Source organism: Serratia nematodiphila DZ0503SBS1 (genome assembly GCF_000738675.1).
Lineage (GTDB): Bacteria > Pseudomonadota > Gammaproteobacteria > Enterobacterales > Enterobacteriaceae > Serratia > Serratia nematodiphila.
In genome coordinates this window covers 1406321-1422972 of the sequence record NZ_JPUX01000001.1, presented here as the reverse complement: position 1 = coordinate 1422972, position 16652 = coordinate 1406321, and the positions used below count along the sequence as shown (strand labels likewise).

Sequence of the window (16652 nt, the reverse complement as noted above, 5' to 3'; positions counted from 1 at the left end):
GTCCTGTCGTTACCACCAAATTTCCATCTGGGCGCCGAAGGTGACTTCGTCATCCTTGCCGCGGCTGAAGGTATGCATGCTGGTGTCGTTGTATGCGGTGCCGGCGTTATACCCGGTATCATCGCCGGTGGCGTAGCCCCACTTCTCATCCCACTTGGCGTAGGTGGCGAACAGGCGGATGGCCGGACGCGACCAGATGCTGTTGCCCGCCTGCCATTGCTGCGCCAGGGTTACTTTATACTGGCCGTTGCGATCGCCGGTGCGCTGGGATTTGACGTTGTCATAGCCGGCTTCCAGCAAGGTGCTCATGATCGGCGTCCATTTGTACATCGGGCGTACGCCCACGGTGTACCAGGTGGTGCCGTTGTTGTTGTCGCGGTCGATGTCCTGGAACATGGCGACGTACATCAGCGCCCATTGATCGTTGAAGTCGATGGCACCGTGATCCAGCACGCGGATCATCTTGCCGTTGTTATCGATGGTGGCGCCTTCGTTGCGGCCGTTGTTCTGCGAGGTCATCGAGTCGGTGGCGTACTGCAGCACGAACTTGTTGTAACCGTTCAGGATGCTCTGCGTGTGTTCCGCGGTGAACATCCAGCCGTCTTTGCTGGCACCGTCCGCCAGGCGGTAGTTATCCTGCGCATTGGCGCGGCCGTAGTCCACGCCCAGCTCCAGGGTGCCGCCCGGGTTCAGCTCCAGGCCGGCCAGACGCAGGTCGAAAGTGTCGTTGACGGTCGGACGCTGTTTCCATTCGTTATCCAGATAGCCGTAAGAGCCGCCGGATTCGGAGTTGCGGGTCACGGCGGCGGACAGCTTGCCGAAGCCCAGATCGATGTTTTCCAGACCGGCGCCCGGGCCGGAGATATCCCAGTAGTAGAAGTCGATCATGTGAACGTCATGACGCTGATAGAAACGCTTACCAGCCCACAGCGTGGAGCCCGGCAGCCAGTCGATCAGGTTTTTACCCTGCACGTTGACTTCGCGGAAGCCCGGCGTCACGTCTTCCCAGTCGGAACGTTGCGAGACCGAATAGGCCAGGTTGGTGTCGAAATAGAAGCTCTTGTCGCCTTCTTTCCACACTTCCTGCCCCAGTTTCAGTTCGGCGTAGGTTTCACATTCGTTGCCGAGACGGTATTTGCTCGCGGCGCCGGTGGCCTTGAAGCACTGTTGCTCACCGCCGCTGCCGGTCCAGCCGATGCCGGAACGGGCGTAACCGTGAAAATCCACGGCCAGCGCCTGAGTAGAGAGAACACCGGCGGCGACAGCCAGTGCCAGAGGAAGTTTGCGCAGAGTAGTCATCATTATTCTCCTGTTATACCGACTTTGATGCTTTAAACGCCCGGCTCCTGGTGCAGCCGTTTACATGCCGTACCGTCTTCACGGAACAGGTGGCAACGATGAGGCGGCAGGCCGATGGCGAATGTGGCACCTTCTTCTACCAGCACCACGTCGTTCTGGCGGTACACCAGGTTTTGACGGATGGCCGGGATTTGGATGTGGATTTGCGTCTCGTTGCCGAGCTGCTCCACCACCTGTACGTCGCCGGTAAGCCGCACTTCAGAGGCTTCGCCGGGCAGCAGATGTTCGGGGCGAATGCCCAGTGACAGGTTGGCGCCGGGCTGAACGCCCGCGCCTTCCACCGGCAGCCAGACCAGTTGACGGTTGGGCAGTTCGACCTGCACCTGTTGCGGCTGCGCAGCGGTCACCTTGACCGGCAGGAAGTTCATCTTCGGCGAGCCGATAAACCCGGCGACGAAGCGGTTGGCCGGGTAGTGGTACAGTTCCAGCGGCTTGCCGACCTGCGCCACGCGACCGGCGTCGAGCACCACGATCTTGTCGGCCAGCGTCATCGCTTCGACCTGATCGTGAGTGACGTAAATCATGGTGCGCTGCAGGCGCTTGTGCAGACGGGAGATCTCGATGCGCATCTGCACCCGCAGCGCGGCATCGAGGTTGGACAGCGGTTCGTCGAGCAGAAACACGTCCGGCTCGGCCACCAGCGTGCGGCCGATCGCCACGCGCTGACGCTGCCCGCCGGACAGCGCCTTCGGCCGCCGATCGAGCAGGTGCGCCAGCTGCAGCACCTCGGAGACCTGGTTCACCCGTTGATTGATTTCCGCTTTCCTGGCGCCGGCCAGCTTCAGGCCGAACGACATGTTGTCCGCCACCGACAGGTGCGGATACAGCGCGTAGGACTGGAACACCATGCCGATGCCGCGCTCGGAAGGCGGCACCTCATTCATCCGTTTCTCGCCGATCAGCAGGTCGCCGGAGGTGATGTCCTCCAGCCCGGCGATCATGCGCAGCAGCGTCGATTTGCCGCAGCCCGACGGCCCGACAAACACCACAAACTCGCCGTCTTCGATGGTCAGATTGACGTCTTTGGAAATCACAGCCTCACCGAAGGCCTTATAAACGCTGCGCAGTGTCACGCTAGCCATGCGTTACTCCCCTGCTTTCGCAGTTAACATGTCGTGTGAAAATGGCGGAGGCAAAGCCCGCCAAAACCCATTGATGACCCTCTTGCTGCGCGCCGTGCTGCCATGCCAACGGCAAGGTCGCCTCAGACGGCGCGGCCGCCTGAGTATAAGGCTGCAGGTTTATCAGCGCTTCAAGGCATTGATCCTGATGGGTAATAAGTAAGCGCACCACGCCATCCCGCTGGCTGACCGCGTTCAGCTCGCCGCGCTGGATGAGCGGCGAACGGCGCAGGGCCAACAGCGCCTGGCAGTAACGTAAGGTGGAGTGGCTGTCGTGCTGTTGGCGGCTGATGGCCAATGCGCGGTGTTCGATCGCCACCTGCTGATACCAGCTAATCTCCCCGGCTGTGACCTGTTCGGGGGCTTCATGCCACGGCATCGGCGTTTGCGCGCCGCGCGGATCCTGCAGGCCGGCGGCATGCGGCAGCCCCAGCTCTTCGCCCTGATACAGGCAGATCGGCGCCGGCAACATCGCCAACAGCGTCAAAAAGGCGGCGGCGGAACGCAGATCGCCTTGCCCCCAGCGGCTGACCACTCTTGGCTGCTCGGCGTCCCCGGTGCTCCACAGGCTGTCCGCCAACGTGGCGCGGCGGGCGTGCAACACCGCCGCCAGCTTCTCCGCGCTGAACGGCATCACGTCCAGCGCCAGCGCGCCGTGGGCGAACCGCTGCAGCGCGACGGCATTGCGAACGCGGTTGGCTTCATCGCCGTACCACAGCGTCAGCCCTTCGCCCGTCACCGTCGCCTCGGCCTCCGGCGCCAGCGTCTGCGGCAGCAACAGGCCGTCGATCGACAGCGCTTTCAGGTACGGCAGCGCCGCCAGCATGCCGTGCGCGTCGCCCACGCCGTCCCCGTTTCCGTCACGGAAACTGGCCGGATGGATCCGGTACAGGGTGGGCTGAGTGGCGATAGGCATTGACGACATAAATCCGGTATCCCTGCTGCGCGTGGCGTTAAAAATCATCGATGTGCCGATAGTGCGGGAGTCACCGGAAAGGGTAATCATCCGTAACAGGATTTTTCATGGGGGAGGAGGCGGGAGGATGAGAGAACGACCGCGGCGATGAGAAGTTCCGCGCTTAAGGCAAATCTGTGATCCGGCTGGCAAAAATCGCCCCCTATTTTGTGCCTGACGCCACAGAATAGAGCACAACGTTAACTGGATCACACTCCTCATCTCAGGGGCGTAGAGGGGGGGAGGATGAGAATATGTCGCGTTGTGACCCACTATTACCGCGAAACGTCTCTCCTTGATTTATGTGCCCACAAAAAGAAGGACTGGATTATGACTCGCAGCATTACCCTCGCCCGCACGCTGGCGCTCTCGGCACTGGCCACCCTGGTGCTCTCTTCTTCCGCCTTCGCCAAGATTGAGGAAGGCAAACTGGTTATCTGGATCAACGGCGACAAGGGCTATAACGGCCTGGCGGAAGTCGGCAAGAAATTCGAAAAAGACACCGGCATCAAGGTCACCGTCGAGCACCCGGACAAACTGGAAGAAAAATACCCGCAGGTGGCCGCCACCGGCGACGGTCCTGACATCATTTTCTGGGCCCACGACCGCTTCGGCGGCTATGCGCAGTCCGGCCTGTTGGCCGAAATTCACCCGTCCAAAGCCTTCCAGGACAAGCTGTTCCCGTTCACCTGGGACGCCGTGCGCTATGACGGCAAGCTGATCGGCTACCCGATCGCCGTCGAAGCGCTGTCGCTGATTTACAACAAGGACTTGGTCAAACAGCCGCCGAAAACCTGGGAAGAGATCCCGGCGCTGGACAAACAGCTGCGCGCCGCCGGCAAGAGCGCCATCATGTGGAACCTGCAGGAACCCTACTTCACCTGGCCTATCATCGCCGCCGACGGCGGTTATGCCTTCAAGTATGAAAACGGCAAATACAACATCAAGGATGTCGGCGTCGCCAACGCCGGTTCACAGGCAGGCCTGCAGTTCATCGTCGATCTGGTGAAAAACAAACACATCAACGCCGATACCGATTACTCGATCGCCGAGGCCGCGTTCAACAAAGGCCAGACCGCGATGACCATCAACGGGCCATGGGCCTGGAACAACATCGAGCAGAGTAAAATCAACTACGGCGTGACGCTGCTGCCGACCTTCAAAGGCAAACCGTCCAAGCCGTTCGTCGGCGTGCTGACCGCCGGCATCAACGCCGCCAGCCCGAATAAGGAGCTGGCGACCGAGTTCCTCGAAAACTACCTGCTGACCAACGAAGGGCTGGCGGACGTCAACAAAGACAAACCGCTGGGCGCGGTGGCGCTGAAATCCTACCAGGAGGCGCTGGCCAAAGATCCGAAGATCGCCGCCACCATGCAGAACTCGCAAAATGGGGAAATCATGCCGAACATCCCGCAGATGAGCGCCTTCTGGTACGCCGAACGCAGTGCAGTGATCAACGCCGTCAGCGGCCGTCAGACGGTGAAAGCCGCGCTGGACGACGTGCAGACCCGCATCACCAAGTAACGACGTCGTGCGGGGCGCCGTGGCGCCCCGCCATTGCTTCACAGAAAGGAACGCCCTATGCAATTCGCTCACGCGGGGACGCCTGCGCGTAAAAAATCGAAGTGGTGGCAAAGCGACGCGCTGAAATGGCTGGTGGTCGGCCTGTTCAGCCTGGTGACCTGCTACCTGATTGTGTTGATGTATGCACAGGGTGAATACCTGTTCGCCATCCTGACGCTGATCCTGGTCAGCGCCGGACTTTACGTCTTCGCCAACCGCCGCGCCTACGCCTGGCGCTATGTGTATCCCGGCGTCGCCGGCATGGGACTGTTCGTCCTGTTCCCGCTGATCTGCACCATCGCCATCGCCTTTACCAACTACAGCAGCACCAACCAGCTGACCTTTGAGCGCGCGCAATCGGTGCTGATGCAACGCCAGTTCCAGAGCGGCAAAACCTTCACCTTCGGCCTCTACCCGGCGGAAAATCAGCAATGGCGCCTGCAATTAACCTCGCCGGACAGTGAACAGCCGTTGATTTCCGAGCCTTTCCGCCTCGACGCCGCTGCGCCGCAAACCCTGACATTGACCACGCAGAGCGCCGCGCCGCAGGGCGAACGCGCCACGCTGCGGGTGATCACCCAGAACCGGCAAGCGCTGAGCCAGCTGGTGGCGCAACTGCCCGACGGCGGTGAATTGCGCATGAGCTCTCTTCGCCAATTCTCCGGCACCCGTCCGCTGTATGCGCTGGACAAAGACGGCAGCACGCTGACCAATAACCAGACCCAGGTACGCTATCGACCGAACGGCGACATCGGCTTCTATCAGGCGATCAACGCCGACGGCGGCTGGGCGCAGGAAACCCTGAGCCCCGGCTATACCGTCACCACCGGCTGGAAAAACTTCCTGCGGGTGCTGCAGGACGAAGGCATCAAGAAACCGTTCGTGTCGATCTTCATCTGGACCATCGTGTTCTCGGTAATGACGGTGATCCTCACCGTGGCGGTCGGCATGGTGTTGGCCTGCGTGGTGCAGTGGGAGGCGCTGAAAGGCAAGGCGATCTACCGCGTGCTGCTGATCCTGCCCTATGCGGTGCCGTCGTTCATCTCGATCCTGATCTTCAAAGGGTTGTTCAACCAGAGCTTCGGCGAAATCAACATGATGCTCAGCCATCTGTTCGGCATCAAACCCGCCTGGTTCAGCGATCCGCTCACCGCCAAGAGCATGATCCTGATCGTCAACACCTGGCTCGGCTACCCGTACATGATGATCCTGTGCATGGGGCTGCTGAAAGCGATCCCGGACGATCTGTACGAGGCCTCGGCGATGGATGGCGCCAACCCGTGGCAAAACTTCTTCCGCATCACCTTGCCGCTGCTGATCAAGCCGCTGACGCCGCTGATGATCGCCAGCTTCGCCTTCAACTTTAACAACTTCGTGCTGATCCAGCTGCTGACCAACGGCGGCCCGGACATGATCGGCACCACCACGCCGGCCGGCTATACCGATCTGCTGGTCAGCTACACCTACCGCATCGCCTTCGAAGGCGGCGGCGGGCAAGACTTCGGCCTGGCGGCCGCCATCGCCACGCTGATCTTCCTGCTGGTGGGCGCGCTGGCGATCCTGAATTTGAAAGCCAGCAAGATGAACTTCGATTAGGGAGAATAACGATGGCCATGGTTCAACCCAAATCCCAGCGCTTGCGCCTGTGGATCACCCATATCTTGATGCTGTGCTTTATCGCCCTGATCATGTTTCCGCTGCTGATGGTGGTCGCCATCTCGCTGCGCTCCGGCAACTTCGCCACCGGCAGCCTGATACCGGAAACCCTCTCTTGGGATCACTGGCGGCTGGCGCTCGGCTTCAGCGTCACCCACGCCGACGGCAGCGTGACGCCGCCGCCGTTCCCGGTGCTGTTGTGGCTGTGGAACTCAGTCAAGATCGCGGCGATCACCGCCATCGGTATCGTGACGCTGTCCACCACCTGCGCCTACGCCTTCGCCCGCATGCGTTTTCGCGGCAAGAGCACGCTGTTGAAAAGCATGCTGATCTTCCAGATGTTCCCGGCGGTGCTGTCGCTGGTGGCGCTGTACGCCCTGTTCGATCGCCTGGGCCAGTACATTCCGTTTATCGGCCTGAACACCCACGGCGGCGTGATTTTCGCCTACATGGGCGGCATTGCGCTGCACGTCTGGACTATCAAAGGCTATTTCGAAACCATCGACAATTCGCTGGAAGAAGCGGCGGCGCTGGATGGCGCCACGCCGTGGCAGGCGTTCCGTCTGGTGCTGTTGCCGCTGTCGGTGCCGATTCTGGCGGTGGTATTCATTCTGTCGTTTATTGCCGCCATCACCGAAGTGCCGGTGGCGTCGCTGCTGCTGCGCGATGTGAACAGCTACACGCTGGCGGTGGGGATGCAGCAATATCTCAACCCGCAGAACTATCTGTGGGGCGACTTCGCCGCCGCCGCGGTGCTATCGGCGATACCGATTACCGCCGTGTTCCTGCTGGCGCAGCGCTGGCTGGTGGGCGGCCTGACGGCCGGCGGCGTGAAGGGGTAATTTGTGCCACTGCAGTGCGTTTGATGTTTTTCCTTATCTTTTACCCTATGGATTTCAAGTTACAGCTAGGCGACCAGCTCGCTAAGCCCAGGCGCTTACTTCAGTAAGTAACTGGGGTTAGCGAGTGCAGTCAACAACGCTGTCGCTTGAAAGATGACGGGTAATTATATCCTGTGTCTTTGGCGGCCTTTGGCCGCCATTTTTATCTCAGCTACTCCCGTTTCAGCCGGTCGGTGTTGGCCAGATAGAGCGTCACCACCAGCACCAATATCGCCGCCGCGTAGATCAGGGTGTCGATGGGATTTTTGTGATCCACGATAATCAAACGAATAATCGCGGTAATGCCGATATAAATAAAATAGCGCAGCGGGAAATGATAACCCGACTCAAAATACTTGACGATCAAGGCGATAAATTCAAAGTACAGAAAATAAATCACGATGCCTTCAATCAACAGGTAAGAGGACGACTCTTCGCTGTTAATAAATAACACCTTCGCCAGATGGATGGTCTCCTTGACCAGAAACACCACCAGAATTGCCGCCAGCAGCAACAAGCCCACGTTCAGCACCCGCTGCAGCCCCTTCGCTATCATGATCGAACGCGACGTTTTTGCCATAAAACCTCTCCTGAATACCGCTTATATGATTCAACCGTGCCAATATAGGCATTGTCCTAAAAATTCCGCCCTTCGCGAAAGCACTTTAAACCCCATTTAATTCATCACGTTATAATAAGATGTTTCTGGCTTATAGATTTGTAGCAAATCGAAATGTCAACTATCATGGGTCACAGAGATCTTTACATAAAACCAATAACCTCGAATTAACAAGGGAATTCTTTATGCGCGCTAAACTTAACGGACTGGTCGCTGCAGGCCTGTTTACCTGTGCATTGTCCGGCCACGCCGCCGGCCTGGTAGCCCCTGACAACGATCTGCGTAACGATCTCGCCTGGTTGTCTGACCGCGGCGTCATCAACGTCAGCCTGTCCACCTGGCCGCTGAGTCAGGAAGAGATCAGTTCCGTTATCGCGCAGGCCAAACCGGTGACCAACACCGAGAAAAACGTCATCGACCGCGTGCAACGCCGCGTTGACGCTCTGAAAGCCAACATCCGCGTCAGCGGTTACGCCTCGACCGATAAACCCGGCACCCCGCAGGGCTTCGGCCAAAACGAGTACGCCGACGATCGCCTGACCATCGGCGCCGGCGCCAACGGCGAGTTCTGGGACGTGCGTCTGCAGGGCTCGGTGGAAGGCGATCAGCGTGTCAGCGACGGTTCCAAATTCAACATGAACGGCTCCTACGGCGCGGTGAAGATCTGGAACCAATGGCTCTCCTTCGGCGAGGTTTCCCAGTGGTGGGGCCCGGGTTACGACGGCAGCCTGATCCGCTCCGACGCCGCGCGCCCAGTGGCCGGCTTTATGCTGCAGCGCGCCGACCAATCGCCGTTTGAAACCCCGTGGCTGTCGTGGATCGGCCGCTGGCAATACCAGCTGTCCGCCGGCCAGCTGTCGCAGTACAGTTCTGTACCGCACACCAAACTGATCGGCGGCCGTTTCACCATGATGCCTACCGACTTCGTCGAGCTGGGCGCATCGCGCATCATGCAGTGGGGGGGGAAAGGCCGTCCGCAGTCATGGAGTTCATTCTGGGATGCCTTTAGCGGTAACGATAACGATGACTCAGGTCAGGGCAACGATCCGGGCAACCAGCTCGCCGGTTTCGACTTCAAGCTGAAAATGCAGCCGCTGATCGGCCTGCCGGTCAGCCTCTATGGCCAGTTGGTCGGCGAAGATGAAGCCGGCATGTTGCCGTCGAAAAACACCTATCTGCTCGGTCTGGAAGGTCACCCGGAATGGGGCCCGACCACCATCAACTGGTATATTGAAGGTTCCGATACCCGTTCGGATATGAGCCGTAAAAACTACGTGTACAACCACTACATCTACAAAGGCGGCTACTATCAGCAGGGCTACCCGCTGGGTCACGCGATGGGCGGCGACGGCCAGATGCTGTCCGGCCGCGTCGAGCTGGTGCTGGACGACAGTCAGCGCTGGAGCACCCGTCTGGTATACGCCAAGGTGAACCCGCTGAGCCAAAGCATCAACCAGGCGTTCCCGAAATCCGATACGCTGAAGGGCGTCCAGGTCGGTTGGGGTTACACCTTCCCGTCCCAGGTTAAGTTCGATACCAGCCTGTGGTACACCGACAACGATCACAGCACCGCCGACGACGTGGGCGCTGGCGTCAGCTTCGAAGTGCCGATCAACCTGTAATTTTTTGCAGACGTAAAAAAACCCGCCGCGGCGGGTTTTTTATTGGCTTCAGCTCAGGCGCTTAGCGCCATTCCTTGAAGCGGTTGATCAGCGCATTGGTCGAGCTGTCGTGACTGCTGATTTTCTCGCTGCCCGCCAGCTCCGGCAGGATGCGGTTAGCCAGCTGTTTGCCCAGCTCCACGCCCCACTGATCGAAGGTGAAGATGTTCAGGATCGCGCCCTGGGTGAAGATCTTGTGCTCGTACAGCGCGATCAGGCTGCCCAGGCTGAACGGGGTGATTTCACGCAGCAGGATCGAGTTGGTCGGCCGGTTGCCTTCAAACACCTTGAACGGCGCCACGTGCTTGACCTGCTCAGGGGTTTTGCCCTGCGCCGCGAACTCGGCTTCCACCACTTCCAGCGACTTGCCAAACGCCAGCGCTTCAGTCTGAGCGAAGAAGTTGGACAGCAGTTTGGCGTGATGATCGCCCAGTGGGTTATGGCTGATGGCCGGCGCGATGAAATCGCACGGCACCAGCTTGGTGCCCTGGTGGATCAGCTGGTAGAACGCGTGCTGGCCGTTGGTGCCCGGCTCGCCCCAGATGATAGGGCCGGTCTGGTAATCCACCGGGTTGCCGTTGCGATCGACGTACTTGCCGTTGGATTCCATGTTGCCCTGCTGGAAGTAAGCGGCAAAACGGTGCATGTACTGATCGTACGGCAGAATGGCTTCGGTTTCGGCGCCGAAGAAGTTGTTGTACCAAATACCGATCAGCGCCAGCAGCACCGGCAGGTTTTTCTCCGCCGGCGTTTCGGCGAAGTGCTTGTCCATAGCGTGCGCGCCGCTCAACAGCTGCTCGAAGTTGTCATAACCGATGGACAGCGCAATCGACAGGCCGATCGCCGACCACAGGGAGTAACGGCCACCGACCCAGTCCCAGAATTCGAACATGTTGTCGGTATCGATGCCGAACTCGGCTACCGCTTTGCCGTTGGTGGACAGCGCGGCGAAGTGCTTGGCCACGTGCTGTTGATCGGCGGCGCTGCTCAGGAACCAGTCACGCGCGCTGTGGGCGTTGGTCATGGTTTCCTGAGTGGTGAAGGTTTTGGAGGCCACCAGGAACAGCGTGGTTTCCGGATTCAGCGGCTGCAGCGTTTCGGCGATGTGGGTGCCGTCGACGTTGGAGACGAAGTGCATGTTCAGGTGGTTTTTATAAGGGCGCAGCGCTTCGGTCACCATGTAAGGGCCGAGATCCGAACCGCCGATGCCGATGTTCACCACGTCGGTGATCGGCTTGCCGGTGTAGCCTTTCCACTCGCCGCCGATGACGCGCGCGCAGAACTGTTTGATCTTGGCCAATACCGCGTTCACTTCCGGCATCACGTCTTTGCCGTCGACCAGAATCGGGCTGTTGCTGCGGTTGCGCAGGGCAATATGCAGCACCGCGCGATCTTCGGTGCGGTTGATCTTCTCACCGGCGAACATCGATTTGATGGCGCCTTGCAGATCGGTTTCTTTCGCCAGCGCCTGCAGCTTCTCCAGAGTTTCCTGCGTGATGCGGTTCTTGGAATAGTCCACCAACATTTGGTCGTTGAAGGTCGCGGAGAACCTGGAGAAACGATCGCTGTCCTGGGCGAACAGGTCAGCGATCCGTACGTCTTTCATCTGTGCATAATGTTGCTGCAGGGATTGCCAAGCAGCGGTTTGACTAGGATTGATATTTTTCATAGCAACACTCTTAGGCTTGAGAATAAAAATGACGCGTTTGTCCGATTGTAGCCTGTTCGACTGTGATTATGATCTCTTTTCTTGCGATAGGCGCTAACTGTCAACGCATTGCCGCCTCGTTTCAGCTTTCACTCTATACTTTTGGCTAACGGCCTGTTATCGGGGTTGCCGAATTGTCATCAGGCTGTGTCATCGTCGTTTATTTCGTCATTTGAAAGGGATCTCGCTTATGGAATTATCCGCCCCGCTCATGTTGGTGCTTATCGGCCTGGCGTCGCTGCTGGCGCAGTGGCTAGCCTGGTTGCTGCGCCTGCCGGCCATCTTGCCGCTGCTGCTGTTCGGCATCGTGCTCGGCCCGACGGTGCATCTGGTACAGCCGGATCTGCTGTTCGGCGATCTGCTGTTTCCGCTGGTGTCGCTGTCGGTAGCGATCATCCTGTTCGAAGGGGCACTGACGCTGCGCTTCGAGGAGATACGCGGCCTCGGCGGCGTGGTGCGCAACCTGGTCACCGTCGGCATGCTGGCCACCTTTCTGGTCATCAGCCTCGCCAGCTGGTGGCTGCTGGATTTCCCGCCGGAGCTGGCGGCGCTGATCGGCGCGGTGACGGTGGTGACCGGGCCGACGGTGATCGCCCCGCTGATGCGCGTGGTGCGGCCGAACGCCAACATTAACCAGGTGTTGCGCTGGGAAGGGATCGTCATCGATCCGGTCGGCGCCATCTTCACCCTGCTGGTGTTCGAGTTTATCGTGCTGAAGCAGAATGCGGAGTCCTATACCCACCTGTTTTGGACGCTGGGCGTGACCGCCGCCGTCGGTCTTATCGCCGGCGCGCTGTTCGGCTACCTGCTCGGCCTGGCGCTGCGCCGCGTTTGGCTGCCGCGCTACCTGCAGAACCTGGCGGTGCTGGCTATTATGCTGACCGCCTTCGGCGTGTCCAACGCCATCGCCGACGAATCCGGCCTGCTGACCGTCACGGTGATGGGCATCTGGCTGGCCAATATGCGCGACGTGGACACCAGCGATATTCTGGCGTTTAAAGAGGAGCTGTCGGCGATCCTGATCTCGGCGCTGTTCATCATTCTGGCGGCGCGGCTCGACATTCAGGCGCTGTGGAACATGGGCTGGCCGCTGCTCCTGCTGCTGCTGGCGGTGCAGTTCATCGCCCGGCCGCTGTGCATCGCGGTCTCGACCTGGCGCTCTTCCCTGCACTGGCGCGATCGGCTGCTGCTGTGCTGGATCGCCCCGCGCGGCATCGTGGCCGCGGCGGTCAGTTCGCTGTTCGCGCTGACGCTGCAGCGCAGCGGCTATCAGGGCGCCGACCGGCTGGTGACCGTGGTGTTCGCCATCATCATCGGCACCGTGGTGTTGCAAAGCCTGACCAGCGGCATGATGGCGCGCTGGCTGCGGGTGCAACAGCAGAAACCGCGCGGCGTGCTGATCGTCGGCGCCAACAGCGTGGCGCGCATGCTGGCGCAGGCGCTGATCAAGCTGAACGTGCCGGTGATCGTCACCGACAGCAGCTGGGAATACTACCGTCAGGCGCGCATGGACGGCATTCCGGCCTACTATGGCCACGCCTACTCCGAACACGCCGAGAACTACCTCGATCTGAGCAATATCGCCCAGGTGCTGGCGCTGTCGCCCAATCGCCACCAGAACGCGCTGGCGGTTTATCACTTCGGTCACCTCTTCGGCGAAGATCACGTGTTCGCCATCCGTTCGGGGGCGCCGTTGAAAGGGCGCGGCGCCAGCGCGGAAAGTTCGCGTTTCCGCCGGCATGAAATTTTATTTAATCAGGAAGCCACCTACGGCCGCCTGAGCAGCCTGCTCGCCAGAGGGGCCACCATCAAAGCGACCAAATTGAACGAAAATTTCGGTTGGCTGGAGTATTTGGAGAAACATCAGGGCGTTATTCCGCTATTCAGCCAAAAGGAAGACGGTTCTCTGCAACCGATTGGCGCCGGTTCCACGCCCGCGATGCCCTGTACGCTTATCGCGCTGGTGCAAGATGAAAATCCCTCACCGTCTGTACGTTGACAGAATGGCGATAACCGGCTATTCCTAACAGCCTACTTGCGCACCCGGTGCGCAAGCCAGAAGAGGCGCGTCGCCCAGGTAGAGTGTCAGAGGAGCCGTTTCTCCGTTGACGGCACCCGAGGGGGAGCGACGCCGAGGTAGGGTAATGGCCGGCCATTATCGTATCGACTACAGGGGCTGAATCCCCTGGGTTGTCACCAGGGGATCGCCCGCAGGGCGATCGACAAGGTGGGGCGCTTCTGGGTGTATCGTAGCCTGACCTCTACGCCTGCCCCCTGTTTACCGCTCTCCCCTTGTGCCAAGGCTATGGAATTACAGTGCCCCAAACGGGCATCCCTGACACGAGGTTTCTAGATGAACCAAGCAGCACCCCAGAATTCCACCGTGGTAGCCAAGTTCGGCGGCACCAGCGTCGCCGACTTTGAAGCCATGAACCGCAGCGCCGACGTCGTGCTGGCCAACCCGCAGGTCCGCCTGGTGGTGTTGTCCGCTTCGGCGGGCGTCACCAACCTGTTGGTCGCCCTGGCCGAGGGTTGCGAGGCCGACAAACGCAATTACCAGCTTGATGAAATCCGACGCATCCAGTACGCCATCCTCGATCGCCTCGCGGCGCCGGCGGTGATCCGCGACGAAATAGACCGCCTGCTGGAAAACATCGCCATGCTGTCGGAAGCCGCGTCGCTGGCCACCTCGACGGCGTTGACCGACGAACTGGTCAGCCATGGGGAGCTGATGTCCACCCTGTTGTTCGTTGAAATCCTGCGCGCCCGCAACGTGCAGGCCGAATGGTTCGACGTGCGCAAAGTGATGCGCACCGACGATCACTTCGGCCGCGCCGTGCCGGACAGCGCCGCGCTCAGCGAACTGGCCCGGGCGCAATTGCAGCCGCGCCTGCAGGAAGCGCTGGTGGTCACCCAGGGCTTTATCGGCAGCGAGCCGAAGGGCCGCACCACCACGCTCGGCCGCGGCGGCAGCGACTATACCGCCGCGCTGCTCGGCGAAGCGCTCGGCGTCGGCCGGGTGGATATCTGGACCGACGTGCCGGGCATCTACACCACCGATCCGCGCGTGGTGCCGGCGGCCAAGCGCATCGACAAAATCGGTTTCGAAGAGGCGGCGGAAATGGCCACCTTCGGCGCTAAAGTGCTGCATCCGGCCACCCTGTTGCCGGCGGTGCGCAGCGATATTCCGGTGTTCGTCGGCTCCAGCAAGGATCCGGCGGCCGGTGGCACGCTGGTGTGCAACACCACCGAGAACCCGCCGCTGTTCCGCGCGCTGGCGCTGCGCCGCAAGCAAACGCTGCTGACGCTGCACAGCCTGAACATGCTGCACGCGCGCGGTTTCCTGGCCGAGGTGTTCAACATCCTGGCGCGCCATAATGTCTCCGTCGATCTGATCACCACTTCGGAAGTCAGCATCGCACTGACCATGGACACCACCGGCGCCACCTCCGTCGGCGGCAGCCTGCTGACCACCTCACTGCTGACCGAACTGTCGTCGCTGTGCCGGGTGGAAGTGGAAGAAAACCTGGCGCTGGTGGCGATCATCGGCAACCAGCTGTCGCGCGCCTGCGGCGTGGGCAAAGAGGTGTTCGGCGTGCTCGATCCGTTCAATATCCGCCTGATCTGCTACGGCGCCAGCAGCTATAACCTGTGCTTCCTGGTGCCGGGCGAAGAAGCCGAGCAGGTGGTGCGTACCCTGCATCACAACCTGTTCGAATAAGTCATTATCCCTGATTGCGGGCGCAGCATGCTGCGCCCCTGCGTCTAAAAAATCCGTTCAAAACCTGCAGGGGTTCAGCATGTTGAGCCCGCAATAAAAACACAACCACATCCACCGTTCTCAATCTGGCTAAGGAAAACCTGCATGCTGGCACTACTCACGCGCTTATTTCCCCTGTGGGCGATACTGCTGTCCGTCGCCGCTTATTACACGCCGACCACCTTTACCGCTATCGGCCCCTACGTCAGCCCGCTGCTGATGCTGATCATGTTCGCCATGGGCGTCACGCTGCGGCTCGACGACTTCAAACGCGTGCTGGCGCGCCCCGGCCCGGTGGCGGCAGGCATCTTCCTGCATTATCTGATCATGCCGCTGGCGGCCTGGATCCTGGCGATGCTGTTCCGCATGCCGCCGGATCTGTCCGCCGGCATGGTGCTGGTGGGCAGCGTGGCCAGCGGCACCGCCTCCAACGTGATGATCTATCTGGCCAAGGGTGACGTGGCGCTGTCGGTGACCATCTCGGCGGTCTCGACGCTGGTGGGCGTGTTCGCCACGCCGCTGCTGACCCGTCTGTACGTCGACGCCGAGATCAGCGTCGATATCATGGGCATGCTGTTGAGCATTCTGCAGATTGTGGTGATCCCGATCGGCCTGGGCCTGATCGTCCACCATACCCTGACCAAGGTGGTGAAGCGCATCGAGCCACTGTTGCCGGCGTTGTCGATGGTGTGCATTCTGGCGATCATCAGCGCGGTGGTGGCGGGCAGCCAAAGCCATATCGCTTCGGTCGGCCTGGTCGTTATCATCGCGGTGATCCTGCACAACGGCATCGGTCTGCTGAGCGGCTATTGGGGCGGCAAACTGTTCGGCTTCGACGAGTCCACCTGCCGCACGCTGGCGATCGAAGTGGGCATGCAGAACTCCGGGTTGGCGGCCACGCTGGGCAAAATCTACTTCTCGCCGCTGGCCGCGCTGCCAGGCGCGCTGTTCTCGGTCTGGCACAACCTCTCCGGTTCACTGCTGGCGGGTTATTGGTCCGGCCGCCCTATCAAGAAGAAATAAACCGCCTGTAGGGACGCAAACAATTGCGTCCCTTTTCTTTCCTGCGAAATTTCGTATTTCCCACTGGTCGGATTGTCATAATTCCCCTCATCCCCTATCATCCGTGAAAAATAAAAATTCAGATTCTTCCTATCCATGCCGATAATGTTGGCAAGAGGAAGAGACGCTCCACTTTTTTTAATTAATTAAGTCACCAGGGTTGCCCGCCATAAAAGAAGCAGCCTAATTATTATTTAGATATATACCCACCGTCTTATTTGCTGCGGCAAATCAAGATACCTCGCAATGTGCATGTCGCTCATTATTTCGGGCCGGCCGTCGGCCGCCCGTGGTTAACCTCATGGAT

Annotated in this window: 12 protein-coding genes and 1 riboswitch; of the genes, 7 read left to right on the top strand and 5 right to left on the bottom strand. The window is 60.0% G+C overall.

Features of this window, described 5'->3' with window-relative positions:
• Positions 1–9 precede the first annotated feature (9 nt).
• The 3 genes from JL05_RS06480 to JL05_RS25880 are packed head-to-tail and all read right to left on the bottom strand — an operon-like array spanning position 10 to position 3405.
• Entirely contained in the window at positions 10–1299 is a 1290-nt protein-coding gene (locus tag JL05_RS06480) for a maltoporin (RefSeq protein ID WP_015379233.1), read from the bottom strand.
• A 32-nt stretch (positions 1300–1331) separates the two neighbouring features.
• Positions 1332–2441 (bottom strand): maltose/maltodextrin ABC transporter ATP-binding protein MalK, encoded by a 1110-nt coding sequence (malK, locus tag JL05_RS06475; protein ID WP_004936708.1) that lies wholly within the window; start codon positions 2439–2441, stop codon positions 1332–1334.
• Complete coding sequence (locus JL05_RS25880) at positions 2434–3405, bottom strand: alpha-amylase family glycosyl hydrolase (protein WP_033633567.1); 972 nt, start codon at positions 3403–3405, stop codon at positions 2434–2436. Before JL05_RS25880 ends, malK begins: the two co-directional genes overlap by 8 nt.
• Positions 3406–3765: 360 nt before the next feature.
• Here JL05_RS25880 and malE point away from each other — a divergent pair, with 360 nt between their 5' ends.
• Genes malE through malG form a run of 3 tightly spaced genes read left to right on the top strand, consistent with a single transcriptional unit; the run spans position 3766 to position 7496 of the window.
• Positions 3766–4959: a maltose/maltodextrin ABC transporter substrate-binding protein MalE gene (malE, locus tag JL05_RS06465; protein WP_033631965.1), complete on the top strand. Its 1194-nt coding sequence runs from the start codon at positions 3766–3768 to the stop codon at positions 4957–4959.
• Positions 4960–5016: 57 nt separating this feature from the next.
• Positions 5017–6594 (top strand): maltose ABC transporter permease MalF, encoded by a 1578-nt coding sequence (gene malF, locus JL05_RS06460; RefSeq protein WP_033631964.1) that lies wholly within the window; start codon positions 5017–5019, stop codon positions 6592–6594.
• Positions 6595–6605: 11 nt separating this feature from the next.
• Positions 6606–7496 (top strand): maltose ABC transporter permease MalG, encoded by an 891-nt coding sequence (gene malG, locus JL05_RS06455; protein ID WP_021505147.1) that lies wholly within the window; start codon positions 6606–6608, stop codon positions 7494–7496.
• Positions 7497–7707: 211 nt separating this feature from the next.
• On the opposite strand, the gene psiE is transcribed toward malG, so the two are convergent.
• Positions 7708–8115 (bottom strand): phosphate-starvation-inducible protein PsiE, encoded by a 408-nt coding sequence (gene psiE, locus JL05_RS06450; RefSeq protein WP_015379238.1) that lies wholly within the window; start codon positions 8113–8115, stop codon positions 7708–7710.
• A gap of 224 nt (positions 8116–8339) precedes the next feature.
• On the opposite strand from psiE, the gene JL05_RS06445 reads away from it, so the two are divergent.
• Positions 8340–9776, top strand: a complete 1437-nt coding sequence (locus tag JL05_RS06445) for a capsule assembly Wzi family protein (protein WP_033631963.1) — start codon at positions 8340–8342, stop codon at positions 9774–9776.
• A 61-nt stretch (positions 9777–9837) separates the two neighbouring features.
• Here the strand turns inward: JL05_RS06445 and pgi are convergent, their stop codons facing one another.
• Complete coding sequence (gene pgi, locus JL05_RS06440) at positions 9838–11484, bottom strand: glucose-6-phosphate isomerase (RefSeq protein ID WP_033631962.1); 1647 nt, start codon at positions 11482–11484, stop codon at positions 9838–9840.
• A gap of 229 nt (positions 11485–11713) precedes the next feature.
• Here pgi and JL05_RS06435 point away from each other — a divergent pair, with 229 nt between their 5' ends.
• From JL05_RS06435 to panS, 3 genes are all read left to right on the top strand, one after another.
• A complete protein-coding gene (locus JL05_RS06435; RefSeq protein ID WP_033631961.1) occupies positions 11714–13522 on the top strand; it encodes a cation:proton antiporter in 1809 nt (602 codons plus the stop codon).
• Between the two features lie 52 nt (positions 13523–13574).
• Positions 13575–13769: riboswitch (Lysine riboswitch) on the top strand.
• A gap of 107 nt (positions 13770–13876) precedes the next feature.
• Positions 13877–15244: a lysine-sensitive aspartokinase 3 gene (lysC, locus tag JL05_RS06430; RefSeq protein ID WP_004936686.1), complete on the top strand. Its 1368-nt coding sequence runs from the start codon at positions 13877–13879 to the stop codon at positions 15242–15244.
• A 144-nt stretch (positions 15245–15388) separates the two neighbouring features.
• A complete protein-coding gene (panS, locus tag JL05_RS06425) occupies positions 15389–16306 on the top strand; it encodes a ketopantoate/pantoate/pantothenate transporter PanS (RefSeq protein WP_033631960.1) in 918 nt (305 codons plus the stop codon).
• Positions 16307–16652 lie beyond the last annotated feature (346 nt).

Coding starts and splice junctions, on each gene's coding strand:
- JL05_RS06480 (WP_015379233.1), bottom strand. CDS start 1,299: ATGACTACTCTGCGCAAACTTCCTCTGGCACTGGCTGTCGCCGCCGGT.
- malK (WP_004936708.1), bottom strand. CDS start 2,441: ATGGCTAGCGTGACACTGCGCAGCGTTTATAAGGCCTTCGGTGAGGCT.
- JL05_RS25880 (WP_033633567.1), bottom strand. CDS start 3,405: ATGTCGTCAATGCCTATCGCCACTCAGCCCACCCTGTACCGGATCCAT.
- malE (WP_033631965.1), top strand. CDS start 3,766: ATGACTCGCAGCATTACCCTCGCCCGCACGCTGGCGCTCTCGGCACTG.
- malF (WP_033631964.1), top strand. CDS start 5,017: ATGCAATTCGCTCACGCGGGGACGCCTGCGCGTAAAAAATCGAAGTGG.
- malG (WP_021505147.1), top strand. CDS start 6,606: ATGGCCATGGTTCAACCCAAATCCCAGCGCTTGCGCCTGTGGATCACC.
- psiE (WP_015379238.1), bottom strand. CDS start 8,115: ATGGCAAAAACGTCGCGTTCGATCATGATAGCGAAGGGGCTGCAGCGG.
- JL05_RS06445 (WP_033631963.1), top strand. CDS start 8,340: ATGCGCGCTAAACTTAACGGACTGGTCGCTGCAGGCCTGTTTACCTGT.
- pgi (WP_033631962.1), bottom strand. CDS start 11,484: ATGAAAAATATCAATCCTAGTCAAACCGCTGCTTGGCAATCCCTGCAG.
- JL05_RS06435 (WP_033631961.1), top strand. CDS start 11,714: ATGGAATTATCCGCCCCGCTCATGTTGGTGCTTATCGGCCTGGCGTCG.
- lysC (WP_004936686.1), top strand. CDS start 13,877: ATGAACCAAGCAGCACCCCAGAATTCCACCGTGGTAGCCAAGTTCGGC.
- panS (WP_033631960.1), top strand. CDS start 15,389: ATGCTGGCACTACTCACGCGCTTATTTCCCCTGTGGGCGATACTGCTG.